Origin of the sequence: Flavobacterium sp. RHBU_24 (assembly GCF_046613695.1) — a bacterium.
Taxonomy (GTDB): Bacteria; Bacteroidota; Bacteroidia; order Flavobacteriales; family Flavobacteriaceae; genus Flavobacterium.
Genome location: NZ_JBKJHD010000001.1, coordinates 101752 through 126164, shown reverse-complemented (window position 1 = coordinate 126164; position 24413 = coordinate 101752). Strand labels below are relative to the sequence as shown.

The 24413-nt window shown below is 42.6% G+C and carries 22 protein-coding genes and 1 tRNA gene; 14 read left to right on the top strand and 9 right to left on the bottom strand.

The genetic code is table 11. The features are described 5' to 3' along the window. The first annotated feature begins 81 nt into the window (after nt 1-81). Nucleotides 82-765 carry a LysE family translocator gene (locus tag ACLI09_RS00590; RefSeq protein ID WP_411417632.1) on the top strand — a complete coding sequence of 228 codons (684 nt, stop codon included), beginning with the start codon at nt 82-84 and terminating at the stop codon, nt 763-765. Between the two features lie 89 nt (nt 766-854). Here the strand turns inward: ACLI09_RS00590 and ACLI09_RS00585 are convergent. Together ACLI09_RS00585 and folB are read right to left on the bottom strand one after the other, a co-directional pair. Further along, nucleotides 855-925, bottom strand: a tRNA-Cys gene (locus ACLI09_RS00585). 115 nt (nt 926-1040) lie between these two features. Next, the gene (gene folB, locus ACLI09_RS00580; protein WP_411417631.1) at nt 1041-1400 is read right to left on the bottom strand and encodes a dihydroneopterin aldolase; all 360 of its coding nucleotides are present in this window, start codon (nt 1398-1400) and stop codon (nt 1041-1043) included. A 59-nt stretch (nt 1401-1459) separates the two neighbouring features. Here folB and ACLI09_RS00575 point away from each other — a divergent pair, with 59 nt between their 5' ends. The 5 genes from ACLI09_RS00575 to ACLI09_RS00555 all read left to right on the top strand — a co-directional run bounded on the left by ACLI09_RS00575 (nt 1460) and on the right by ACLI09_RS00555 (nt 6007). Then, the gene (locus tag ACLI09_RS00575; protein WP_411417630.1) at nt 1460-2872 is read left to right on the top strand and encodes a hypothetical protein; all 1413 of its coding nucleotides are present in this window, start codon (nt 1460-1462) and stop codon (nt 2870-2872) included. Between the two features lie 91 nt (nt 2873-2963). Further along, a complete protein-coding gene (locus ACLI09_RS00570) occupies nt 2964-4649 on the top strand; it encodes a glutamine--tRNA ligase/YqeY domain fusion protein (RefSeq protein WP_411417629.1) in 1686 nt (561 codons plus the stop codon). Nucleotides 4650-5052: 403 nt separating this feature from the next. Next, the gene (locus tag ACLI09_RS00565; RefSeq protein WP_411417628.1) at nt 5053-5388 is read left to right on the top strand and encodes a YtxH domain-containing protein; all 336 of its coding nucleotides are present in this window, start codon (nt 5053-5055) and stop codon (nt 5386-5388) included. Between the two features lie 20 nt (nt 5389-5408). Further along, the gene (locus ACLI09_RS00560) at nt 5409-5765 is read left to right on the top strand and encodes a competence protein (protein WP_411417627.1); all 357 of its coding nucleotides are present in this window, start codon (nt 5409-5411) and stop codon (nt 5763-5765) included. A 2-nt stretch (nt 5766-5767) separates the two neighbouring features. Continuing rightward, the gene (locus ACLI09_RS00555) at nt 5768-6007 is read left to right on the top strand and encodes a DUF6327 family protein (protein WP_411417626.1); all 240 of its coding nucleotides are present in this window, start codon (nt 5768-5770) and stop codon (nt 6005-6007) included. A 47-nt stretch (nt 6008-6054) separates the two neighbouring features. On the opposite strand, the gene ACLI09_RS00550 is transcribed toward ACLI09_RS00555, so the two are convergent. From ACLI09_RS00550 to gltX, 3 genes are all read right to left on the bottom strand, one after another. Next, nucleotides 6055-6363 (bottom strand): hypothetical protein, encoded by a 309-nt coding sequence (locus tag ACLI09_RS00550; protein WP_411417625.1) that lies wholly within the window; start codon nt 6361-6363, stop codon nt 6055-6057. A gap of 107 nt (nt 6364-6470) precedes the next feature. Further along, on the bottom strand, nt 6471-7454 hold the full coding sequence (locus ACLI09_RS00545) for an SPFH domain-containing protein (protein ID WP_411417624.1): 984 nt from the start codon (nt 7452-7454) through the stop codon (nt 6471-6473). A gap of 132 nt (nt 7455-7586) precedes the next feature. Then, a complete protein-coding gene (gene gltX / locus ACLI09_RS00540) occupies nt 7587-9098 on the bottom strand; it encodes a glutamate--tRNA ligase (protein WP_411417623.1) in 1512 nt (503 codons plus the stop codon). Nucleotides 9099-9301: 203 nt separating this feature from the next. Here gltX and ACLI09_RS00535 point away from each other — a divergent pair, with 203 nt between their 5' ends. The 7 genes from ACLI09_RS00535 (at nt 9302) to ACLI09_RS00505 (ending at nt 19700) form a co-directional block, all read left to right on the top strand. Beyond that, on the top strand, nt 9302-12700 hold the full coding sequence (locus tag ACLI09_RS00535) for a hypothetical protein (RefSeq protein WP_411417622.1): 3399 nt from the start codon (nt 9302-9304) through the stop codon (nt 12698-12700). Next, nucleotides 12693-13112: an rRNA maturation RNase YbeY gene (gene ybeY / locus ACLI09_RS00530; protein ID WP_411417621.1), complete on the top strand. Its 420-nt coding sequence runs from the start codon at nt 12693-12695 to the stop codon at nt 13110-13112. The genes ACLI09_RS00535 and ybeY overlap by 8 nt, the downstream gene beginning before the upstream one ends. 135 nt (nt 13113-13247) lie before the next feature. Beyond that, nucleotides 13248-15119 carry a tRNA uridine-5-carboxymethylaminomethyl(34) synthesis enzyme MnmG gene (gene mnmG / locus ACLI09_RS00525; protein ID WP_411417620.1) on the top strand — a complete coding sequence of 624 codons (1872 nt, stop codon included), beginning with the start codon at nt 13248-13250 and terminating at the stop codon, nt 15117-15119. A 53-nt stretch (nt 15120-15172) separates the two neighbouring features. Further along, a complete protein-coding gene (locus ACLI09_RS00520; RefSeq protein ID WP_411417619.1) occupies nt 15173-15643 on the top strand; it encodes a hypothetical protein in 471 nt (156 codons plus the stop codon). Further along, nucleotides 15643-16512: a class I SAM-dependent methyltransferase gene (locus tag ACLI09_RS00515; protein ID WP_411417618.1), complete on the top strand. Its 870-nt coding sequence runs from the start codon at nt 15643-15645 to the stop codon at nt 16510-16512. Before ACLI09_RS00520 ends, ACLI09_RS00515 begins: the two co-directional genes overlap by 1 nt. A gap of 220 nt (nt 16513-16732) precedes the next feature. Next, nucleotides 16733-17317 (top strand): OmpH family outer membrane protein, encoded by a 585-nt coding sequence (locus ACLI09_RS00510; RefSeq protein ID WP_411417617.1) that lies wholly within the window; start codon nt 16733-16735, stop codon nt 17315-17317. Between the two features lie 106 nt (nt 17318-17423). Beyond that, nucleotides 17424-19700, top strand: coding sequence for a helix-turn-helix domain-containing protein (locus tag ACLI09_RS00505; RefSeq protein ID WP_411417616.1), 2277 nt, complete (start codon nt 17424-17426; stop codon nt 19698-19700). A gap of 11 nt (nt 19701-19711) precedes the next feature. On the opposite strand, the gene ACLI09_RS00500 is transcribed toward ACLI09_RS00505, so the two are convergent. Then, nucleotides 19712-21232, bottom strand: coding sequence for a T9SS type A sorting domain-containing protein (locus ACLI09_RS00500; RefSeq protein ID WP_411417615.1), 1521 nt, complete (start codon nt 21230-21232; stop codon nt 19712-19714). 17 nt (nt 21233-21249) lie between these two features. Then, the gene (locus ACLI09_RS00495) at nt 21250-21642 is read right to left on the bottom strand and encodes a DoxX family protein (RefSeq protein WP_411417614.1); all 393 of its coding nucleotides are present in this window, start codon (nt 21640-21642) and stop codon (nt 21250-21252) included. A 132-nt stretch (nt 21643-21774) separates the two neighbouring features. Here ACLI09_RS00495 and ACLI09_RS00490 point away from each other — a divergent pair, with 132 nt between their 5' ends. Further along, the gene (locus tag ACLI09_RS00490) at nt 21775-22464 is read left to right on the top strand and encodes a helix-turn-helix transcriptional regulator (protein ID WP_411417613.1); all 690 of its coding nucleotides are present in this window, start codon (nt 21775-21777) and stop codon (nt 22462-22464) included. A gap of 510 nt (nt 22465-22974) precedes the next feature. On the opposite strand, the gene ACLI09_RS00485 is transcribed toward ACLI09_RS00490, so the two are convergent. Then, complete coding sequence (locus tag ACLI09_RS00485) at nt 22975-23421, bottom strand: GNAT family N-acetyltransferase (protein ID WP_411417612.1); 447 nt, start codon at nt 23419-23421, stop codon at nt 22975-22977. Beyond that, on the bottom strand, nt 23418-24407 hold the full coding sequence (locus ACLI09_RS00480) for a DUF4837 family protein (protein ID WP_411417611.1): 990 nt from the start codon (nt 24405-24407) through the stop codon (nt 23418-23420). The genes ACLI09_RS00485 and ACLI09_RS00480 overlap by 4 nt, the downstream gene beginning before the upstream one ends. Nucleotides 24408-24413 lie beyond the last annotated feature (6 nt).

Below are 24413 nucleotides of genomic sequence, written 5' to 3'. Positions count from 1 at the left end.
ATTTATAATAAAAAGGCAACTAAATTACCTTTTTTTAAGTTTAGATATAAAATAGTATCTTGCATTAATTAAAAGTATTTAATGATACAGGATATTTTCAGTGCCATCCCTATAGGGTTTATATTAAGCATAATGCCAGGGGCCGTTTTTTTTGTACTTCTTGAAACCAGTGTTATAAAAGGTTTTAAAGCTGCCGTAGCTTTTGACCTTGGTGCTATTTTATCAGACGTTATATTTATACTTATAGCTTATTTCAGCAGCTATAAACTGCTTGAAAAAGTAAAAGATGAGCCCGCCCTGTTTATATTCGGTGGGCTTATTTTATTGGTTTATGGTGGTGTTTCTCTTTTCCAGGTAAAAAAAACATCCCGAAAAGAACTTATAAGCAACGCCGGTAAAGATATAGTGCGCAAAACCTACCTGAACCTGTTTATAAAGGGTTTCCTGCTTAATTTTATCAACATTGGGGTATTAGGCTTCTGGCTCACGGTTATCATCGCCTGGGGGCCAAAATTAGATTTGAACCCGTACCGTATGTTTATATTCTTCCTTTCGATAATTCTCACTTATTTTGCCATCGATTTTGGAAAGATAACCCTGGCCAAGCAATTGCGCAACAGCCTCACCACACGTAATATTATGAGAATGAAACAGGTAATAAGTATTATTTTAATGGTGTTTGGGATTGCACTAGTGTTTCAGGGGTGGTTTCCAGGGAAAATGGAAAAAGCTATTGATGAGGTGCAGCATATGGAAAGCCACTGAAGCTAGAGGTTACTTAAGTCTTTGGTTACCATAGTCTTAAAAATATTACACAAAAAACGCTTTCAGTAACTGAAAGCGTTTTTATTGCGAGGCATCTAGCGGATTCGAACCGCTGTAGCAGGTTTTGCAGACCTGTGCCTAGCCACTCGGCCAAGATGCCCGGTATTTATTCGGATGGCAAATGTAAGGAAAAATTTAAATTTTTTATTGAAAGATTTAAAAATTTAAGAGATTTAAAGATTCTCACCCTACCATACTTAATCTTTCAATTGTACTTATGCCCTAAATTCTTCAACTTCAATAGTTACAGCTTCAACATCTCCGCCTATGGGTGGGTTAAGTTTAGAAACCTGCAGCAATATGCGGCTTACTTGCGGCAGTTCATTAAAAACACGCTTAATAATACGTTGCGCCACATGCTCCAGGAGGTTAGAACGTACGGCCATTTCTTCTACCACTATGCGGTTAAGTTGCACGTAGTCAACCGTATCGGCAAGGTTGTCACTAAGCATGCTTTTTCGCAGGTCGGTCTTTATTTCAAGGTCTACGCTGTAGTCGCTGCCTATTTTGCTTTCTTCCACCAGGCAGCCGTGGTACGAAAAAGTGCGTATGTTTTTAAGTTTTATAGAACTCATGTTTAAGGTAATTAGGTTCTGAGGCGCTAAGTTACTGAGTTATCATTTGCAAAGAGATAATGAGTTTAAGTTTTTTACACAAGCTTAATGCAGGTTGTATTGATAATTTTTTAGTTTTGCAGTCTTTAGAAAAACCACAAACCAGTTACCGTTATAAAAACCGGCCCGTTTTAACCATGAAAAAAACTATGCTACTATTAGCATTTATGTTAGGCATTAACATAAATGCCCAAACCACTTTTGAAAAAAGCAATTTTGTAAACAAACAAGGCAATGCTGTAGAATGTTTTATTAAAAACTACGACTGGGCATTCATCCCGAAAGAGATAGAGTATAAAATTAACGAGAATGACGAGGTCTCAACAATGCCTGCATCCCAGCTTAACTCATTTTATATTTACGGTACATCGCATAATTACAAGATGTATGATGTGCCTATTATAGGCATACAAAAAGGCGATGTGTTTGTAAAATCAGGCCCGCAATTATTAAAAGTTTTGGTTGAAGGTAAAGCATCTTTATTGAAAAGCAATGATGGTATTTACATTTTAGCCCTTGAGGGAGAAATGCTTAAACCCCTTATTTATAAAAAGTATATCAACGGCGATACCTTTGAAGAAAACGTAGCGTTTCGTTTAGAGCTGTATAATACCCTTAAATGCGAGAGCCTTGAATTAGCAGATTTTAAAAAATTAAGATATACTGATAAGCAGTTGATTAGTGTTGTAAATGAATATAATAACTGCCAGGGTGGGGAATCTAAAAATTTTAAATCTCAAAAGTCTAATATTGATTTTAATATAAAACTCGTCGCGGGGGCAAATTTTTACAGTATAAATACTAATATGCAGATTGTTACAAGGTACTACCAAAGTGATTTCGAATCATTCGGATCGGATGAAAAGGTTAACTTGCAAAGCAATCCAAAAAATAATTTTGTAGCAGGGTTTGAAGCAGAGCTAAGAATTCCATTTAACCATAGAAAATGGGCAATTTTCATTGTTCCTACTTATAATACGCAGAGCGAATTTTCGCAAAGCATCTCGCGTAAAACTGATTTTTTTATATATGACCATAGTTTACCCCCCAGCGAAGCCACCCACCGTATTACTTATAACGGTACTGCAGTACTTAGCAGCCATTCATACATAGAAGTTCCTTTTGGGCTTAGGTATTATTTTATATTGAATAGGAATTCTTCATTAAATATAAATGCTGCTTATGGAACATTAATAAATGTAGGTACTCAGCCAAAATTTATATATAAAAAGGATGATGACGATGTGTATCCATCAGGATTTCGTGTTTATTACAAAACTGATAAATCAAGCCAGTCTGTAATCAGATTAGGAGCAGGTTATACATTTAAAGAAAAGTATAGCGTTGGTATCAATTATTATGTATCAAAGAAACTACAATATAACGATACAAATGGAGCCGTATCTGTACTTTTAGGCTACAAAATTTTGTAGTAAGTTTCATTCTAAGCTTCTTAGAACCTAAGTTCCTCAGAGCCTTTTTTAGACTAAATTAATTACCTTTGCCACACTTATACAAAAAACTATGTCTACCGAAGATAGATCACTCAATTTTATAGAGCAAATTATAGAAGACGACCTGGCAAAAGGATTCGCTCAGGACAAGCTGCGCTTTCGTTTTCCACCGGAGCCCAACGGTTACCTGCATGTGGGCCATGCCAGTTCCATCTGCCTTAACTTTGGCCTTGGCCTTAAATACAACGCGCCTGTAAACCTGCGTTTTGACGATACAAACCCTGCAAAAGAAGAGCAGGAGTATGTAGATGCCATAAAGCGTGATGTAGAATGGCTGGGTTACAAATGGGACAAAGAGCTGTATGCGTCAGACTATTTTCAGGAACTGTATGACTGGGCTGTAGTGTTTATAAAAAAAGGCGTTGCATATGTAGACAGCCAGGGCAGTGACGAAATTGCGAGGCAAAAGGGTACACCTACCCATCCGGGAACGGCCAGCCCGTACCGCGACCGCTCTGTAGAAGAAAACCTTGAATTGTTTGAAAAAATGAGGGCAGGGGAGTTCCCTAACGGGGCGCACATCCTGCGTGCTAAGATAGATATGGCCAGTAGCAATATGCTGATGCGCGACCCTATCATGTACCGCATTTTGCACGAAAAACACCACCGTACGGATAACAACTGGTGCATATACCCCATGTACGACTGGGCCCATGGCGAAAGCGACTACCTGGAGCAGGTAAGCCACTCGCTGTGTACGCTTGAATTCCTTATGCACAGGGAACTTTATGACTGGTTCCTTGACCAGATATATGATGAGACAAAAACACGCCCTAAACAGCGCGAATTTGCCCGACGCAACCTTAGCCACACCGTGGTAAGCAAGCGTAAATTGTTGCAGCTGGTACAGGAAAAACACGTTACCGGCTGGGACGACCCACGCATGAGCACCATAAGCGGTATGCGCCGCAGGGGTTATACACCGGCGGCCATACGCAACTTTGCCGATACCATAGGTATTGCAAAGCGCACTAACCTGGTAGATGTTAGCGTGCTTGAGTTTTGCGTACGCGAAGACCTTAATAAAATTGCACCTCGGGTAATGGCGGTGCTCGACCCTGTTAAGCTTATCATTACTAATTACCCGGAAGGGCAGGAGGAATGGCTAGAGGCCGAGAACAACCCTGAAGATGAAAGTGCCGGCTTCCGCGAAATACCGTTTAGCCGCGAACTATATATAGAGCGCGAAGACTTTATGGAGAACGCTAACAGCAAATATTTCCGCCTTACATTAGGTAAAGAAGTGCGCCTTAAAAACGCCTATATTATTAAAGGAGAAAGTGTTGTAAAAGATTCAGAAGGCAATATTACTGAAATTCATGCTACGTATGATACCGATTCTAAAAGCGGTAGCGGCAGCGAGGCAAGCCTCCGCAAGATAAAAGGTACCATACACTGGGTATCGGTACCCCATGCGGTTAAAGCAGAGGTGCGTATTTATGACAGGCTGTTTACCCACGAAAATCCCGATGGAGATAAAGATGTCGATTTTAAGAGTTACATTAACCCTAATTCGCTCGAGGTTATTACTGGTTATTTAGAACCTTCTTTAAAAAGCGCAGTAGACGGCGAGCATTACCAGTTTCAGCGCCTGGGCTATTTTTGTGTAGACAGGGATACCAATGCAGAAAAAATTGTATTTAATAAAACTGTAGGGCTGAGGGATACCTGGGCGAAGATAGAGAGTAAAGAGTAAGGAAAGGTGCTTAGGCACTTAGTTGATTAGATAGAACAGAACCGGAAGTTGACGCTTCCGGTTTTTTGTGCATCCAAGATTATTACCAAGTACGTTAGAAACCCGATGACTAAGAGGTTATTTGATAAATTTTGTCTATCATTTAAATATTCAATTGTAATTTTATATTTCATAATAGTAAACTATAAAAAATAGCTCTCATATCCTTATTTTAAGGGCTTTTAAAATTTACCCAATGGTATTAGTTATGTGTGGCCGTAAAAATACAGGAAATCGCAGCTAAATAATTTTTGTAATATTTGGCTTTCAATTAACTACACCTTAACATCACCCAAATGTTAAAATGCACTATCTTTATAACACGTTACAGAAAGAAGAATTTTAACCATTAAAAAAAATAATTATGGCTGGTAAAACAGGAACAATCGTTGCCGTACTTGCAGGTGCGGCCATTGGAGCAGCTCTGGGTGTACTATTTGCCCCGGAAGAAGGAAAAAAAACAAGGCAGAAAATTAAAGACGGTGCGGCGAGCAAAGCTGAAGACCTTAAAGAAAAAGTAGGCGAGTTTACCGAAACTGTAAAATCTAAATTTGGCTTTGCCAAAGAAGACATTCAGGCAGGCCTTGATACCCTTGTGGCTAATGTGGAAAACAAAGCAGACGAGGTAATATCTACCCTTGAAAGAAAACTGGAAGAGCTTAAAGATAAAGCTAAGGCATCAGCGCCGTCTGCTAACTAATGATAAAATAAACCTGTGCTATGGCATTTGAAGAAATAAAGGAAAACGCGGAAGATTTAAAGAATGAAGCCAAGAGGCTTATAGATGCTAATATAGAGTACTATAAGCTATGGGGCTTTAAAATTGCAATGAAGTCTACCGCCATGATGCTCAAGCTGTTTATGCTGGCAACCATGCTTGTTATAGTAACCCTTTTTTTCTCAATTGCCCTGGCACTTGCTTTTGGTTACTGGTTTGATAATTTTGCATACGGTTTTTTAACTGTAGGGCTTATATACCTTGTATTAGCCATAGTAATATTTAAAGTTCAGGATAAGATAGTTGAAGGGCCGCTTATTGCTACTTTTTCTAAATTATTTTTTAAAAAATATGAATAGCCATGCCCATTACTAAAGTTTACCGCACCTTTGATGAAATAAATCTCGATCTTAAAATCCTTAAGATAGAGCGCGACCTTGCTTACCTGAGGTTTAAAAAAGACCTTGACCAAACTAAGGAAAGCATTAAACCGGAGAACATGATAGGCGAAACCCCTATGAAGATAATAAATACTTTAGGTGCATTTTCCGGCCCGCTCAAGAGCGCAGCCCTGACCTGGATATTTAAGAAGTTATTTTAAAAACTTTTACATAAATAAGTAAGGCTACCGGGAGGCAGCCTTTTCTTTTATTTACGGTCAATTTTTCTTTTAGCTTTTTGCTCCTTACGGTAGGCAATAAGTTCTTCTTTATCAAGAAACGAGTCTTTGTTTGTATCAATGGAGGCAAAATTTTCCTTCAGTTTACCTTTTTTTGCCTGTTCTACTTCCGTCAGGCTTAGCTTACCATCCTTATCAGCATCCAGCTTGTTAAACATTTCCTGCGGATCACGCTGACCTTTTTTACGCTCCTGCAATTGTTGCGCTTCCTGGGCATAAGACCCTGTTGTGGCAAGTATGGCACCCAGTACCATTACTTTAAAAAGTTTCTTTATCATAATTATACGTTTTTAGTTGTTGTAAGACTGTTGGTTTTTATTATGGTTTAATATCCTGAAAATAAAAATAATAAAAAAAAGCTGCCCTTCGGCAGCCTTCTTAATTTTTATGCTTCTTCAGTACCTTCAGATGATGGCAGCTGGGGTAATTGCTTACCGGCAGTAGCATCCGCTTTTTTCTTGTTTTCATGTTTCATCGTTTCGCCTACTTTGTTACTGGCGGCAAATGAAACAATCATGTTATTAAGCATATCGGTGGCCGCCTGCGGCGAGTTTGGCAGCAGTATCAGGTTACTGTTGGTTTCACTGCCTATAGACTGCAGGGTATCATAGTGCTGGGTTACCACTATAAGCGCCGATGCCTCCTGGCTGTTAATGCCCACTTTGTTAAGCACATCTACACTTTCTACAAGGCCTCGTGCTATTTCACGGCGCTGGTCGGCAATACCCTGTCCTTGCAGCCTTTTACTTTCCGCCTCCGCTTTAGCTTTGGCAACTATGCGTATGCGCTGTGCTTCGGCTTCATATTCGGCGGCACTTTTTTCGCGGTCAGCGGCATTAATACGGTTCATGGCGTGTTTCACCTGTGGGTCCGGGTCAATATCGGTAATCAGGGCATTAATAATATCGTAACCATAGGTAGCCATAGCTTCGTTTAGTTCGCGCTTTACTGCAACCGCTATATCATCCTTACGCTCAAAAACATCGTCCAGCTTTAGCTTGGGCACCTCGGCGCGCACCACGTCAAATACATATGATGTTATCTGGTCGTGCGGGTATTGCAATTTATAAAATGCCTCATAGGCTTTATCCTGTATTACCACAAACTGTACCGAAACCTTCATTTTTACAAATACGTTTTCTTTAGTTTTGGTCTCGATGATAACATCAAGCTGCTGTATCTTAAGGTTAAGGCGGCCCGCAATTTTATCTATGATAGGCAGTTTAAGCTGAAGGCCGGCGTGGCGGATTCCTGTAAACTTACCAAAGCGCTCTACAATAACTACAGTTTGCTGCTTTACGGTAAAGAAGGATGAAAAGAAAATAATAATCCCGAAAAACAGGATGATAACGAGAAAAATTGTTCCCATGTTTATATTGGTTTAAATTGTTTAAAAAGTAAAGTTACGATTTATATACCGCACTTTATTAGTAGTTTAAAATAAGTAAACGTTACAAGTATGTGTTCCAATAAAAAAGCTCCCGGTGAGGGGAGCTTCATGTTATAAAGTTTCGGCAGCTTTAGTAATACGCTTTATGGTTTCATCCCGGCCTATCAGTTCGATAATATCAAACAGGTGAGGGCCTTTTAAATCGCCTACAAGCGCTAATCGTAGCGGAGGCATCACTTTGCCCATCCCTAAGCCTTTTTGCTCAATCCAGGCTTTTACAACGCTTTCTGTATTAGCAGAAGTAAAATCAAGGGTGTTTTGCAGTACAGTACTCAGCTCTTTTAATATTTCGCCGGTTTCTGGTTTCCATTGTTTGGCAACGGCTTTTTCTTCATAAGCTGTTGGCGTTACAAAAAAGTAATCGCTCAAACTCCACAATTCGCTGGCAAACGTAGCGCGCTCTTTAACCAGGCCTACAATCCTTGTAACGGATTCAATAGGCTTGTTGATGCCTTTTTCCAGTAATATATGCGACAAGTAGTGTGCCAGCCTGGTATTATCTTCCCTCTGGAAATACTGGTGATTAAACCACTTGTTCTTCTCCGGGTCAAATTTAGCACCTGCCTTATGTACCCTTTCAAGGTCGAACAATTGCACCAGCTCATCAAGCGTAAACAACTCCTGGTCAGTACCAGGGTTCCATCCCAAAAGTGCCAGGAAATTAACTACCGCTTCCGGCAAAAAGCCCTGCTCACGGTACCCCATAGACGACGTTCCATCAGCGTTTTTCCATTCCAATGGGAATACAGGGAAGCCCAGCTTATCGCCATCGCGCTTGCTCAGCTTACCGTTGCCTACTGGTTTTAATATAAGTGGGAGGTGGGCAAACTGCGGTGCTTCCCATCCAAAGGCTCTATACAATAACTCGTGTAGCGGCATACTTGGCAGCCATTCTTCGCCACGTATAACGTGGCTGGTTTCCATAAGGTGGTCATCCACAATATTGGCCAGGTGGTAGGTAGGCATGCCATCGCTTTTGTACAAAACCTTATCGTCAAGCAGGTTGGTTTCAAACTTTATATCTCCACGTATGATGTCCTTTAAATGCAGCGTTTCATCTACAGGTGTTTTAAAACGCACTACATAATGCTCGCCATTGGCAATACGCTGTTGTACTTCCTCGCCTGAAAGGTTAAGCGAATTATCCAGTGTTCCACGGTTGGCGTGGTTGTATATAAAGGTTTTGCCTTCGGCTTCATCGGCTTTGCGTAGTTCATCAAGCACTTCGGGAGTATCAAAAGCATAGTAGGCCCAGCCGCTGTCTATAAGCTGTTGTGCATAATCTTTGTATATTTCTTTACGTTCGCTCTGGCGGTAGGGGCCAAACTTTTCGTTCTTGCCCACGCCTTCGTCAAAGGGTATGCCCAGCCAGTTAAGCGCCTCAACAATATATTCTTCTGCACCCGGCACAAAGCGGTTTTGGTCGGTATCCTCTATACGCAGATAAAAGGTACCGCCGTGTTTTTTGGCAAACAAGTAATTAAATAGTGCTGTGCGCACGCCACCTATGTGCAGCGGGCCAGTAGGGCTGGGTGCAAATCGCACGCGTACCGGTCTTGACATTTCTTTATCGATTTTAAGGCGCAAAGATAGAATTAATAAAATTTCAAAAAGCAATTTTCAAAAACAAACTGAACGTCAAGCGGGCAGGAGTGAAGCTACTGCTAACTGCGACTGAATACTGAACAATAAAAATTAACAGCATCGCATCATAAGAATTTGTATTTTTATCGGTTATAAACAATTACCAGTATTTTATAAACATTTTGGAAGCAAAAAACATCATATACGCCAAGCTCGAAGCCTTTATTAAAAAGTATTACACTAACGAAGTTATTCGTGGAACAATATTTTTCGTGGGGCTGGGATTATTGTACTTCATAATCACGTTCCTTATTGAATACTTTTTATGGCTGCCCGAAAAAGGCCGTACAGCGCTTTTCTATATTTTTATTTTAGTAGAGGCGATTCTCCTGGCACGGTTTATTTTGTTCCCACTGTTTAAATTATTCAAGCTGCAAAAAGGTTTGGACTATAAACAGGCATCGGCCATCATTGGCAGCCACTTTAGCGAGGTGAGTGATAAGCTTACCAACTTCCTTCAGTTGAGCGATACACCACAGCAAAGCGAACTGCTACTGGCATCGATAGAACAAAAGGCAAACAATTTGCAGCCGGTGCCGTTTACCAATGCCGTGAATTTTAAAAAGAACATGAAGTATGTGCCTTATGCTGCCATACCGGTGCTGCTTATTTTGGTTTTCCTGATAAGCGGAAATACTTCGGTTATAACCAACAGCTTTAGCCGCGTGGTTAATTACAATACCCACTATGCGCCACCGGCACCGTTTGAATTTGTGGTGCTTAATAAATCGCTTACAGCGCAGCAGGATACTGATTTTGTATTGCAGGTAAAAACGCAGGGTAGTGTAGTGCCGGAGAATGCCATGATAACCATAGGAGATGAAACCTATTACCTGGAAAGCGAAAAGCCAGGGGTGTTTACCTACCGTTTTGATAAGCCGGGTAAAGCGATCAGCTTTCAGCTTTCAGCTAATGAAGTTTTTTCACAACCTTATGAACTTGAGGTGGTGGCAGTACCCACCATTGCCAACTTTGAAATGCTGTTACAATTCCCATCTTACCTTGGCAAAAAGTCAGAAGTGGTTAAAGGCAGCGGGAACGCTGTAGTGCCCGAGGGTACTAAAGTTACCTGGAAAATTGATGCGCTTGCTACGACTAACATTAACTGGGTAGGTGAAAATGGTGCTACAGCATTCACCAATAGCGAAAATAGCTACAGCCTTTCAAAAAATATACTGCAAAATACAGAATATCAAATTCTTACCTCAAATGCTAAGGTAAAAAACCACGAAAAGCTGCAGTACCAGATCACAACCATTAAAGACCAGTACCCCAGCATTACCGTACAGGCTGCTCCGGATAGCCTGAAGCTTAAGAAAGAGATTATACTGGGCCAGCTTAGCGATGACAACGGGCTTAGTAGATTGCAGATTGTATACTATCCGCAGGATAATCCTGACGCTGCCAAACGTGGAACACTCCCTGTTAAGCAGCAAACGGTAGACCGCTTTTACTATACCTTCCCACAAGGGCTAAAGGTGCAGGAGGGCGTAAACTACGAATACTATTTTGAAGTTTTTGATAACGATGCGGTACACGGGTTTAAGAGCACGAAGTCATCAGTATTCTCGCACAGGGAACTTACCAAGGACGAGCAGCAGGATAAGGCGCTACAGGAACAAAACAGCAGCATTAGCGGATTAGAGAAATCTTTAAAGAACCAGGACAAGCAAGATGCTGAGCTGGATAAGCTGAAGCAGATGGGCAAAGAGAAATCGAACATGGATTTTAAAGACCAGAAGAAAGTCCAGGATTTTATCAATAAGCAGCAACAACTGGAGCAGCAGAAACAAGAGCTTAATAAGAAACTTCAGGAGAACCTGGAGCAGTTCCTTCCTGAGAAGAAAGACGAGTTCAAGGAGGAGCTTATGAAGCGCCTTGAGAAGAATGAAAAAGAAAGTGAAAAGAATAAAAAGTTGTTGGATGAGCTAAAAGAACTTACCAATAAGCTGAAGGAAGAAGAACTGTTTGATAAAGTAGACCAACTGAAAAACCAGAGCAAAAGCCAGAACAAGAGCCTGGAGCAGCTGGTAGAACTTACCAAGCGTTTTTATGTGGAAAAAAAAGCCGAGCAGGTTGCTGAGAAGCTGGATAAGCTCGCCGATAAACAGGATAAGCTTGCCGAAAGTAAAGATAACGATGCTAAAAAGCAGGACGAAATCAACAAGGAATTTGACAAACTTCAGGAAGAAATGCGAGAGCTTGACAAGCAGAACCAGGAGCTGAAAAAACCTATGGAGGTTCCGGTTGATGAGAAAGAGGAAAAGAATATAGAGGAGGATATGCAGGATGCAAAAGAGGAACTGCAAAAAGAAAATGCCGACCAAAAGAGCAAGCAAAGCAAGGCTAAACCAAAGCAAAAAAATGCCGCGAGCAAGATGAAGCAAATGGGGCAGAAGATGCAAAGTTCTATGCAGGGTGGCGAGTCGGAGCAACTGGAAGAAGACGTAAAAATGCTGCGCCAGATATTGGATAACCTGCTTGCCTATTCATTCTCTCAGGAGGATAATATGGGCCAGTTTAAAAACGCTAACGGGCGCACGGCTAATTTTGCCAAACACCTTAAAAAACAACAGGATTTGAAGATACAGTTTAACCACGTTGACGATAGTATTTTTGCCATGTCTTTACGTAACCCTAAGATAACAGAGGAGATTACTAAGGAGGTAGGTAATGTGCATTACTATGTAGACAAAGCGCTTGAGGACCTTGCCGAAAACATAGTGCCACGCGGCGTGTCTAACCAGCAGTATGCCATTACATCGGCTAATAAGCTGGCCGATTTTTTGAGTGACGCACTTAATAATATGCAGATGGAAATGAGCGGCGCAGGTATGGGACAGGGTAAAGGTAAGGGCAAATCAGGACAGGATGTACAGCTTAGCGATATCATCAAAAAGCAGGAAGGGCTTGCTAAAAAGATGCAGCAGGGCAGTTCTCCCGGACAGGGCAAAGGAGAGAAGGAAGGTGAAAAAGATGGTGAAGGCCAAAAAGAAGGCGGCAAGCAAAAGGGTGACAAACCCGGCGGTGAGCAACCCGGCGGCAAGCAGGGTCAGGGTAAGTCAGGCCAGGGCGAAGGGCAAGGTGATGGTGACGGAAACGGTGGCGAAGGCAATGCCGAAAAGTTATTAGACATATATAAAGAGCAGCAGCAACTGCGTGAGCAGTTACAGCAGTTGCTGGATAAGCAGGGCATGGGCGGTAACGGCCAGAATGCGCTCCGCGAAATGAAAGCCATCGAAAAACAACTGCTGGATAAAGGCTTTAAGAACGAAACTCTTCAGCGCATGCAGAACCTTAAGCAGGATTTACTGAAGCTTGATAAGGCGATGCTGCAACAGGGGCAGGACAATAAAAGGCAGAGTGAAACCAATAAAAAGGAATTTAATAATACAGCTAACGAGCTGCCGCAGGCCGTAAAAGATTATCTGAACAGCGTAGAGATATTAAACAGACAAACACTACCTTTGCGCCCGAATTTTAACCAAAAGGTGCAGACCTACTTTAAGAGCAATGATTAGTTTTAACTACGAAACTGGCTTTGAATTAACCGATGAAGCAAAGTATGAGGCTTGGCTTGCTGAGGTTATTGAGAGTGAAGATAAAACAGAAGGCGAAATCAATTACATATTTTGTGATGATGCTTACCTGCTTGAAAAGAATATTGAATTTTTGAACCACGATACGCTTACCGATATCATTAGCTTTGACTATACCATGGGTAACCTTATTAGTGGTGATATCTTTATTTCGGTAGAGCGTGTAAAGGAAAATGCGGTTGAGTTTAATGTGCTTTTCGAAGAGGAGCTACGTCGCGTAATGGCGCACGGTGTATTGCATTATTGTGGTTATACCGATAAGACCGAAGAAGGCGAGCAGGAAATGCGTGCTAAAGAAGAGGAAAAAATGAAGCTGTTCCACGTGGAACAGTAATTAAATGTTTTGACTGTAACCTATGTTCCACGTGAAACATATTACAATCGAATTTGCATTTCGTTCCACGTGGAACAAATTTATATAAAACAAAATAAGCTGTTCCACGTGGAACAGCTTTGAAAGGAAAAAAGAATGTTTCAGGAAGTATATGATGTAATTGTTGTTGGTGCCGGGCACGCAGGCAGCGAAGCTGCTGCGGCCGCTGCAAATATGGGTTGCAGTACGCTGCTGGTTACCATGAGCCTGCAAAACATAGCCCAAATGTCGTGCAACCCGGCTATGGGCGGTATTGCAAAAGGGCAGATAGTGCGCGAAATTGATGCCCTTGGTGGTTATTCGGGTATCGTGACAGACAAGACAGCTATCCAGTTCCGTATGCTGAATAAGAGCAAGGGGCCCGCTATGTGGAGCCCGCGCGCACAAAGTGACCGGATGCGGTTTGCTGAAGAGTGGAGGCTGATGCTGGAGCGCACACCAAACCTCGATTTTTACCAGGAAATGGTAAAGGGGATTATTATTGAAAATGGCGTGGTAAAAGGCATACGTACGTCGCTTGGTTTGGAGATAAAAGGTAAGACCGTGGTGCTTACCAACGGCACGTTCCTGAATGGCTTAATCCATATTGGGGAGAAACAATTTGGCGGCGGCAGGGCAGGAGAGGGTGCGTCTTATGGCATTACCGAAGACCTGGTTAAGGCCGGATTTACTTCCGGAAGGATGAAAACCGGTACCCCGCCACGTGTTGATGGACGCTCACTCGATTATAGCAAAATGATAGAACAGCCGGGCGACGTAAACCCCGATAAGTTCTCATATATGGATATTACGAAGCCGTTGGTTGAACAGCGCTCCTGTTATATGACGTATACCAGCGAATTGGTGCACGATGTATTGCGTGAAGGTTTTGATCGTTCGCCTATGTTTAATGGGCGCATCAAAAGCCTCGGGCCACGGTACTGCCCATCTATTGAAGATAAAATAAACCGTTTTGCCGATAAAGACCGCCACCAGCTTTTTGTAGAGCCTGAAGGTTGGGATACTGTAGAAGTGTATGTAAACGGCTTTAGCACTTCACTTCCTGAGGATATACAATTTAAAGCGCTGCGTAGTGTAGAGGGTTTTGAGAAGGTTAAATTCTTCCGTCCAGGCTACGCTATAGAGTACGATTATTTCCCGCCTACACAGCTTAAGCATTCGCTTGAAACCAAGCTTGTGGAAGGTTTGTATTTTGCCGGTCAAATAAACGGCACAACGGGATATGAAGAAGCAGCCTCACAAGGCTTGATGGCGGGCATCAATGCCGCGCTTAAGGTACAGGATAAGGAACCGTTTGTACTTAAACGTAATGAGGCTTACATAGGTGTACTTATCGACGACCTTATCACTAAAGGAACCGAAGAACCATACCGTATGTTTACCAGCCGTGCCGAATACCGCACGCTGCTACGTCAGGATAATGCCGATTTCAGGCTTACGCCGCTCTCATATGAGATAGGCTTAGCCAAAGTGGACCGCCTACGCCGAATGGAGAAGAAACGTGATGCAAGTGATGCGTTTGTAAATTTCTTTAAAGAAACAAGCGTAACAGCGGCAGAGGCTAATCCTATACTCGAAGAGAAAGGGTCGTCTCCTATGTCGCAAACCGATAAGATGTTTAAAGTATTCTCACGCCCTCAACTGGAGCTTGAGGATATTTTAAAGTTTGAGAAAGTCGCAGAGTATATCGCCGAGCATAACCTTGACAGGGAAGTGGTAGAACAGGCAGAAATACAGGTTAAATATTCCGGCTATATAGAAAAGGAAAAAAATAATGCCGATAAGCTCAACAGGCTGGAGGATGTAAAAATTCCTGAAAGTTTTGATTACGACAAAATAAAGTCGCTATCCTTCGAAGCCCGTGAGAAGATGAAGAAAATACGCCCTGTAACTATTTCGCAGGCATCACGCATTAGTGGTGTGTCTCCGTCTGATGTTTCGGTGCTTTTAATACACATGGGACGCTAATGTTGTTTCACGTGGAACAAACGAAATTTAAAACCCTTTTTAGAAAAGGGTTTTTGGCATTTATAACAACTGTTTTATTCACTTCTTGCGGCACACCACGCCACACGGTAGAGATACAAGATTATATATTGGTGTCAAACGGAAAACAAATACTTGGCAAAGAGAAAGGGCTTACAGCGTTTATCTTTGAGAATAATCCTCAAAAGGTACCGTTTGTTCAGTTTGCCGCCAACAAATATGGCGTGGGCCAATATGTAGATGTTAGCTACTGGGTAACCGTGGATGGTTACCGGTTTAAGGTATTTGTATATGACAGTGATGAATTGCAAAAATATTTTGACATGGGACAGTTTATGGTTACCCAACAGGAAACTACCCAAAACATAGTAGGCTCAACCGAAAAATTTATTGGCCTCTCGATGATAACCGATGCTAATGAAGATTGCCTTGACGAAAAGTCACTATTTAATAAAATAGCTACCACCTACCTTAAAAGTTTAAAAGACGAATACTACAATCTATAATGGATTTTAAAGAAGACAATACGTACCTCACGGTAAAAGACTATTCGGTATCGGGGGAGACGTTCCAATTATTACGCGACGAAAACTTCGACCTACTGAAAACGCATCCTCAACCGGCCCTGGAAAACTTAGGGCGTTATTATGAAAGCGACGATTACATATCACATACTGATGGAAAGCGTTCCTTATTTGAGAAACTATACCATGCCGTAAAGCAAAAAGCGCTTCGAGACAAGATAAGCCTGGTGCAGCGCTTTAAACCATCGAAAGGCGAATTGCTGGATATTGGTGCCGGAACAGGCGATTTCCTTGTAGTGGCTAAAAACCATCACTGGAACATTACCGGGATAGAACCCAGCGAGAAGGCAAGGGGTATAGCATCATTAAAAAGCGTTCCATTTACGGGAAGTATACAAGATGTGCCTTCACATAGTAAGGATGTAATTACTATGTGGCATGTTTTAGAACATGTGCCGGATGTTCGTACCCACATAGCAGAACTTAAGCGCATATTAAAAGAAGATGGTGTTGTGTTTATTGCGGTGCCAAATTTCAATTCACATGATGCTAAATATTATGGCAGTTATTGGGCCGCTTATGATGTGCCCAGGCATCTTTGGCATTTTAGTAAAATGGCTATCAAAAAACTTTTTGCAGAGGAGGATATGGAATTGATGAATATACTTCCGATGAAATTTGACAGTTTTTATGTGAGCCTTTTGTCTGAAAAATATAAAACGGGGAAAATGAATTTTTTTAACGGGTTTTGGCGCGGATTGGTTTCAAATACCAAAGCAGGAAAAAACATGGAGTATTCTTCCCATATTTATGTAATAAAAAACGCTAAAAATCAAAATAAGGCGATTTAAGAGACTTTTAGGGTCAAGGCTATGGCTTTTATTGGCGAAAAAAAGAAAATGTAATAGAATGCATAATAAAAAGCAGGTTTTTATTGTTCCTGGTTATTGATAACGTTAAACCAATAGATATAATTGATATTGAGAAATCATTAAAAAAATGCCGCATTTTTGGTACATTGTGCGGAATTACTATTTTTACCAAATATTTAAAACAAACTAATTTCAGAAAATGAAAAAATCACTTTTAATACTGGGTGCTGCCCTTGCAATGATTTCGTGTAATAAAGAAGCCGCAGCCCCAGAAGGATTTAAAACGGCTTATGTAGACACTGCAAAACTTGTTGAAGAATCAGAAGAGCTTAAAGACCTTGAGGCAAAAGCGAAAGTTAAAGAGGAGGAACTGGGCAGGGAATTACAACAGGAAGCACGCCAGCTACAGCTTGATGCTGCCAGCTTCCAGAAAGAAGCAATGGTTAAGGGTGAGCAGTGGGCGCAGCTCCGCGGCCAGGACCTGCAAAAACGAGAGCGTGATTTGCAAGTGAAGCAGCAAGCCATGCAAGAAGAATTTTCTAAAGAGTTTGGCGTAAAGCGTGATACCATAGTTAGCCAGATGAAGACGCTGATAAAAGAATTTGGTAAGAAAAAAGGATATGACTATGTATATGGTACAGGCGACGCGGCCAGCATATTGTATGCAAAAGACAGCTATGACATTACTAAAGAGATACTTAAACAGCTGAACGACAAGTTTAAAGGATCTGCTAAAAAAGAGGAGTCGGCAGCTACAGAACCCGCTAAGGAAGAAGCTGAATAATTAATTAATTGAATTATCATGAAAATGCCCTTGGAAACAAGGGTATTTTTATTTTATAAACATAAGATTATTTTCTTAAATTGCACTTTTTCACAGTGCCACTACCATGCAACAACTTTCTCCAACCGCCGAGTATGCCATGCGGTTTATCAACCAGACTAACCGTTCCGTATTCCTTACCGGTAAAGCAGGCACGGGTAAAACTACCCTGCTTAAGGAAATAATCCGCACTACACATAAAAATGTGGTTGTGGTAGCCCCTACGGGTATTGCCGCGCTTAATGCGGGCGGAGTTACGATACACAGCATGTTTCAGTTGCCATTTGCAGGATTTTTACCTACTTCTTCGCAAGAATATGTATCTGATAGTGTACGGTTTGAGAACAAAAATTCGCTCCGTAGGCATTTTACCATGCGCGGCGAAAAGAAAGGCGTCATACAAAATATGGAGTTGCTGGTAATAGACGAGGTAAGCATGCTGCGTGCCGACCTGCTCGATGCCATCGATTATATGCTGCGCAGTATCCGGCAGCGCAATACGCCTTTTGGTGGTGTGCAGGTGCTGTACATAGGCGACCTTTTGCAGCTTCCGCCCGTGGTGCGTAACGAAGAGTGGGATGTACTGCGTAACTTCTATAAGGGTAAGTTTTTCTTTCACAGCCATGTGGTACAGGAAAGTCCGCCCGTGTATATTGAACTGGATAAAATTTACCGCCAGAGCGACGGACGCTTTATAGGAGTACTTAATAACCTTAGAAACAACGTTATAACCAATGTTGATATTAAGATATTAAACGATTTTGTAAACCCTGCGTTTGAGCTTAAAGACCATCCGGGCTATATAACTCTTACCACGCACAATGCCAAGGCCGACACCATGAACGCCAGGGCGCTTGAAGACCTTGCCGGTAAAGGGTTTATATATATGCCCGATATAGTAGGCGAGTTCCCGGAAAAGATTTATCCCGTGGAACAATCGCTTAAGCTGAAAAAAGGTGCGCAGGTAATGTTCATAAAAAATGACCTTTCGCCCGAGAAGCGTTATTTTAACGGTAAAATTGGCATTATAGAATCGCTTACAAAGGATGAAATCCGCGTGCATTTTCCCGATGATAATTATACCATTGAGGTCGAAAAATATGAGTGGGAGAATATCAAGTATACCGTTGACCCGAATACCAAAGAGGTAAAAGAAGAGGTGCTGGGTACATTTGTGCACTATCCGCTGCGCTTGGCGTGGGCCATAACCGTGCACAAGAGCCAGGGCTTAACGTTTGACAAAGCCGTGCTTGATGTAAGCCAGGTTTTCATGCCGGGGCAGGCATACGTGGCCCTGAGCCGTCTGCGCTCGTTAGAAGGGCTTATTTTGCTTTCTCCAATGCGTATGAACGGCATTAATAATGACGAAGATGTAATGCAATATGCCGAGGGCAGGGCAGGAGAGGAGGAACTGGCCGACTCACTCGAACAGGAAACCTTGCGCTTTGCGGCTAATTATCTTAAAGAGAGTTTTAACTGGGTACGCCTCGCTAACCAATGGCAACAGCACAAAATGAGCTACCTGCAGGAAGGTGAAAAGGCTATAAAAACACCCCACCGCCAGTGGGCTGCCCAGCAGGAAGACCGCATTCACGCGCTGCTTGGCGCGGCGGCAAAATTTGCAGCCCAGCTGGATAAACTGTTTAGCACTAATCCTGTAGACAGGGGTTTTGTACAGGAAAGGGTAGTGGCAGCCGTAGGTTATTTTTTCCCGGTGATGGATAACATTGCTACCAGCCTGTATACCAAGGTAGAAGAAGTACGGCGACTAAGGCGTGCCAAGGCTTTTTATGACGAGCTCGCCGCCTTGGAAGAACTGCAAACCAATGCGATGCTTAAAATGCTGCGTGCCAAAAAACTGGCCGAAGTACTGGCTGCCGGGCAGGATATCACGAAGGAATCGTTGCTTACGCCTGAAATGCAAACGTATAAATCGGATAAGATAGATGCCATACGTGCCATACTTAAAAACAGCCCGGTAAGCCTGGTTGAAGAGGACGAAGATGTGTATGAAGACCGTTATGCCCCTAAAAAGGAAAAGAAACCAAAAGGGTCTACCCAACTGGAAACATTTGAGTTATGGCAACAGAAAATGAGTATTAAAGAAATAGCCGAAGCCCGAAAACTTACCGAAACCACCATACAAAGCCACCTGGCCAGCCTGGTGCAGCGGGGCAAAATAGCCATTACCGATTTGCTTCCGGAAGAAAAAATAGCCGCACTTGCTAAGGCTTTTGAAGGTTTTGAGGGTGAAGCCCTTGGCCCGCTTAAGGAAAAAGTGGGCGATGCATTTACCTATGGAGAGCTGCGAATTTATAAGGGGGAATTAGACAGGAACCGTTAGCCCAGGGTAAATTATTTTTTAATGAATTTTTTTCTTTGCCCGCCCGGTGTTGTAAGTAGGTATATCCCGGCAGAAAGGTTTTTTACATCAATGCTTTCCTGTACTGTTCCGGTGGCTACTGCACGGCCAGAGATATCAGTAATGGTATAGTTTACAGAATTTACAGCAATACCCGAAAGGGAAATCGTGTCAGATGCGGGGTTAGGAGATAAAAGGCTTTCCGTAAAAACATTTTGCACTAAACCTAATGCATCCGGGGCAATATTTAAAATCCAGCCATCGCCATTGCCATAATTATCGGTAACATCCATATCGGCAGAATGGGTATAGCCGGTTACTATAAAATTTCCTTCGGTATTGGTATAAATATCATAAGCATAATCCGTTAGGGTACCGCCAAAGTTTTTCTCCCAAACCATCGCACCGCTAAGCCCAAGCTTTACCAGCCACACGTCGCCACCGCCATAATTAGCGGTAACGTCATCAGTAAGGGAATATGTCATACCGCCCACAATATAGCCATCGGCGGTTTCTGTAACACCGTGTGCTTCGTCATAGCCATTGCCGCCCAATGATTTTTGCCAGGTAATAGCACCAGATGCATCAAGCTTTACAATCCAGTAATCATAGCTGCCATAAGCCTGGGTAACGTCACCATTGTAAGAGGTGGTTTGCGCCGCAGTTATATAGCCGCCATCAGCCGTTTGCTTTATGGTAAAGGCCATATCGTCCTGGTAGCCGCCCAGTGCTTTTTGCCATTGCAGGTTACCATCGCCGTCAAGCTTAAGTATCCAGGCATCAAGGGTTATAAGCCCTTCTTCTTCAGTATAATGAAAACCGGTCACATCGCCGTCGTTAGATTGGGTAGCGCCCGCAATAATATAGCCGCCATCAGTAGTATTTTCTATGCCATATGCCACTTCAGACAGCGACCCGCCATACGATTTTTGCCAAACGATGGCTCCCTGCGTATCAAGTTTCACGATAAACACATTCTGCTGTATAAATTCCCCATCCTGGAACTGGCTGTGGCCTGCGACAACAAAGCCGCCGTCTGCCGCTATTGTAATGTCGTTTGCCCAGTCGTAGTAGCCACCGCCCAATAGCTGCTGCCATTGTACGGTTCCGGCGGCATCTATTTTGGCAACCCATATATCCCCGGTACCGTGCGCCGCAGAGAATTCGCCGTCGACAGAATCAGAATATCCTGCAAATATGTAGCCACCATCAGGTGTTTGTAAAATTTTGTATATCTGTTCGTTAAGGCTACCGCCATAACTTTTTTGCCATTCTATGGCCCCGGTTTCATCCAGTTTAGCCACCCATCCGTCGCTTTCGCCAAAATTCTGGGTAATATCGCCATCTGCAGAATAGGCTGTGCCGGATGTAATGTAGCCGCCATCAGCCGTTTGGGTGGTACAGAATAAGCCATCGCTACCAGTTCCGCCGTAGGTATTTTGCCAGGCAATACCCGGCAGTTGTGCAAAAGCCGAAAATGAGGAGAGCAGTAATATGCAAAGGTGTTTTTTCATGACATGTAAGGTTTAGGTTATTGAAGCCAGCTGAGTAACAATACGCATGGCACGAAGTAAATGGCTATGGTACGGGCACCGTCATAATCCTTTGCCAGGCGTTGGCCCAGCAGTAGGAACAGTAGCGTAATTCCACTTAATACACTGGCATAATATGCAAAATGTGTGCTTTCGCCCATCCATATTTTTATCATACCGATAACCGAAAATGCCCCGGAAAGCACTTCTAAAACCAGGATAAGCACTACCGCTGCCGGAACTATATTTTTAATTGGCGTGGCCGCAAAGTGGCTTTTTAGCCAGGTTACGTTGCCGGTCCAGTCCATTATTTTATCGTAACCGCTTTGTATAAAGGTAACCGCGTAGAATGCAAGTATCAGCAATATAGCGGTTTGTAAAGGTGTTTCCATTTGCTATTTTTGTTTATTGGTTGCTCAAATGTAGTAAAACTTTGTTATACAGAAGTTTTGCTTATGTGGGAATTTTTTGCCTATTAAAATCACCACGGCGATTATTTTCTTATATTTGTAAAAAATACTTGTATGGTTTCTACACGATTAGGCGAATTTATAGAAGCGGTAGGCATAAGCTACTACGCATTTGAAAATACCATAGGTGCAAGCCGTGGCGCCATAAGTAAAGCAGTGAAAGATGAAAAAAGCATAGGGAGTAATGTGCTGGAAAAGATACTCATACATTTCCCGCAACTTAACCCGGACTGGCTCCTTACAGGAAACGGTGAGATGTTTATAGAAGGTAGTGCCGACACAGGTATAAAACAATACCGCCTGCGTACGGATAATATCATAGAAAACCAGCGGATCCCCTTATATAATCTTGAGGCTGTGGCAGGTATTGTACCCTTGTTTGGCAATGCTGCTTCCACAAAACCAGCAGATTATATATCAGTGCCCCACCTGCCTAAGTGCGATGGCGCGGTATACGTTACGGGCGACAGTATGCGCCCCATCCTGAACAGTGGCGACATCGTGATGTACAAGATAATAGATGATATTAAGAACAGTATTTTTTACGGCGAAATGTACCTGCTGGGCCTCGACCTGGGCGGCGATGAATATATTACCGTAAAGTACATACACCGCAGCGAAGAGCCCGATCATTTAAGGCTGGTAAGCGAAAACCCGGCCCACTCGCCTAAGGAAGTCCCGCTCGCGGCCGTGCGGGCTATGGGCTTGGTTAAGGGTAGCATCAGGATTAATTCGATGTTTTAAGGCGATACTTTATATCGCAACTATAACTGCATATGAAACATCCTTACCTGTATTTGTGGGCAATAAGTGTTTTATGCCTGGTTAGTCTTTTATGCTATTCCTCGTCTGATAGTACTTTGGATATCAACGTTCACGATGCCTACTACGTTATTAGGTACAGCCATGCTTATCTGCTTTTAGCAATGTTGTATTTTGTTATTGGATTGCCATATTTGCTTCCGGTTTTTCTGAAGAGAAAGCTGTACAAGTGGCCTGTGTATTTACATGTTTGGGGTAGTATAGCTTTTTTAATTTACCTGCTCAGGCTAATGTATCCTCCCGTATTTTTACCAGAACGCTATTATACAAACTCCTCTTATGCTTTTGAAGATGCAATAAATTCAGTTCTTGTAATGCTACTGTTTGTATTATTTTTTATCTTGATACAGTTATTTGCACTAGTAAATTGTGTTATTGCAGTCATCAAAAAAACGTGACCTGAGAGGGTAAACAGGCGAAGTAAACCTGAGACTAGACTTTATGCATCCTGATGTGCGGGATATCGTCTTCCAGATAGCCGGCCCCTTCCTGTACAAACCCATGTCTTTCATAAAATTTCTTCAGGTATTCCTGTGCCGAAATTGTTATGGCATCAGTTCCGTAATGCTCCTGTATTCCGGCTATGGCTGCACACATCAGTTCGTGGCCCCACTTGCGGTGGCGGTAGTCTGCTGATACAACTACGCGTCCTATTGAGGCATTATCAAAATAATAGCCCGGAGCGAATAGCCGGGCGTATGCTACCACCTCGCCGTTGAAAATCCCCAGGAGGTGTAGTGCCTTGCCGTCTTTTCCGTCAATATCCGGGTATATGCAATTTTGCTCCACCACAAACACATTTGCGCGCAATTGCAGGGATTGATATAACTCTTCGGTAGAAAGCGCGTTAAAACGCTTTATTTGGAATGTAATGCTCATTTGAATTGTGCCGATCGTATAATGCTTTCCAGTTCGAGTATCAGGTCGCGCTTAGGTGATGACGGGCTGTATATAAAACCTTCGATAACCAGGTAGTTGCCGTGCTTATCGTCGCGAATGGCGTAGTTAATAAACGGGCCTCCCATAAAATCATTCTTCATCTCCCAGTTGCCGCGGGTTTCAAAAGCGCCGTGGTCTTTAAAACTGGTCATAAACATAGAGGGCGAATAGGCTTGCTCGGTTATCATGTAGGTATCTGCCTCCCTGCCGTGTATGTACAGGCTTCCGATGCTGTCGCGCATTGCAATGATGTTGTTTAGCATTTCCTTGTTGCGTTCCAGCGTAGTATAGGGCACTTTATAGAGCAACACACTTGTATTGCCGCCCGGAATTTCTTTTTTAAGCCAGGTAAACACTTCATTTTTTAACGCAAATCTGTAGCTTACAGGTACCTGCATTTTTATGCCGTAGCGTTTCATAAAAAAGGTAGAGTCGATAAGGCCTTCAGCTACATTCCGTTTTTGGCTTACTGCAATTTCGCCCAGGTGTATGGCCTTTATGATCTCGTCGCTGTACATCCGGATGGCTTCGAGCAGTTCGGGGGTGTTTTTACCGCTAATGGTAAATACATTTTGAGGGGTGCAATAGTTGTTCTGCCGGTACCTGTACCCCTGGTTAATGCTGTCTCCCTTTTCAACAAAAATTATGTTGCGGCCTTTTTTGATGTCGCCGTCTACGTCAAATGCCTGGCCACGGTACTGGTTTAGCGTAAAAAGCGGCTCTTCCTGCGTAAGGCCGTCTACCGGGGCGGCAAATTTTTTACGGAGGCTGTCGCCTACCTGCCCGTTCCAGAGCGCGTCGCTCATTATGATATTTACCTCATTGAGGTTCCCTTCGCTTACGGCTTTGGCTACAGTATCTTTTTTACATGAAAAAGTGCAGCTAATAAGTAAAGCCAGGGCTACTATTTGCTGCACTCTTTTCATAAAAAA

Coding starts and splice junctions, on each gene's coding strand:
- ACLI09_RS00560 (WP_411417627.1), top strand. CDS start 5,409: ATGGCATTTGAAGAAATAAAGGAAAACGCGGAAGATTTAAAGAATGAA.
- ACLI09_RS00495 (WP_411417614.1), bottom strand. CDS start 21,642: ATGGAAACACCTTTACAAACCGCTATATTGCTGATACTTGCATTCTAC.
- ACLI09_RS00500 (WP_411417615.1), bottom strand. CDS start 21,232: ATGAAAAAACACCTTTGCATATTACTGCTCTCCTCATTTTCGGCTTTT.
- ACLI09_RS00490 (WP_411417613.1), top strand. CDS start 21,775: ATGGTTTCTACACGATTAGGCGAATTTATAGAAGCGGTAGGCATAAGC.
- ACLI09_RS00550 (WP_411417625.1), bottom strand. CDS start 6,363: ATGATAAAGAAACTTTTTAAAGTAATGGTACTGGGTGCCATACTTGCC.
- ACLI09_RS00505 (WP_411417616.1), top strand. CDS start 17,424: ATGCAACAACTTTCTCCAACCGCCGAGTATGCCATGCGGTTTATCAAC.
- ACLI09_RS00570 (WP_411417629.1), top strand. CDS start 2,964: ATGTCTACCGAAGATAGATCACTCAATTTTATAGAGCAAATTATAGAA.
- ACLI09_RS00590 (WP_411417632.1), top strand. CDS start 82: ATGATACAGGATATTTTCAGTGCCATCCCTATAGGGTTTATATTAAGC.
- ybeY (WP_411417621.1), top strand. CDS start 12,693: ATGATTAGTTTTAACTACGAAACTGGCTTTGAATTAACCGATGAAGCA.
- gltX (WP_411417623.1), bottom strand. CDS start 9,098: ATGTCAAGACCGGTACGCGTGCGATTTGCACCCAGCCCTACTGGCCCG.
- ACLI09_RS00545 (WP_411417624.1), bottom strand. CDS start 7,454: ATGGGAACAATTTTTCTCGTTATCATCCTGTTTTTCGGGATTATTATT.
- ACLI09_RS00510 (WP_411417617.1), top strand. CDS start 16,733: ATGAAAAAATCACTTTTAATACTGGGTGCTGCCCTTGCAATGATTTCG.
- ACLI09_RS00515 (WP_411417618.1), top strand. CDS start 15,643: ATGGATTTTAAAGAAGACAATACGTACCTCACGGTAAAAGACTATTCG.
- ACLI09_RS00485 (WP_411417612.1), bottom strand. CDS start 23,421: ATGAGCATTACATTCCAAATAAAGCGTTTTAACGCGCTTTCTACCGAA.
- ACLI09_RS00480 (WP_411417611.1), bottom strand. CDS start 24,407: ATGAAAAGAGTGCAGCAAATAGTAGCCCTGGCTTTACTTATTAGCTGC.
- ACLI09_RS00555 (WP_411417626.1), top strand. CDS start 5,768: ATGCCCATTACTAAAGTTTACCGCACCTTTGATGAAATAAATCTCGAT.
- mnmG (WP_411417620.1), top strand. CDS start 13,248: ATGTTTCAGGAAGTATATGATGTAATTGTTGTTGGTGCCGGGCACGCA.
- ACLI09_RS00575 (WP_411417630.1), top strand. CDS start 1,460: ATGAGTTTAAGTTTTTTACACAAGCTTAATGCAGGTTGTATTGATAAT.
- folB (WP_411417631.1), bottom strand. CDS start 1,400: ATGAGTTCTATAAAACTTAAAAACATACGCACTTTTTCGTACCACGGC.
- ACLI09_RS00565 (WP_411417628.1), top strand. CDS start 5,053: ATGGCTGGTAAAACAGGAACAATCGTTGCCGTACTTGCAGGTGCGGCC.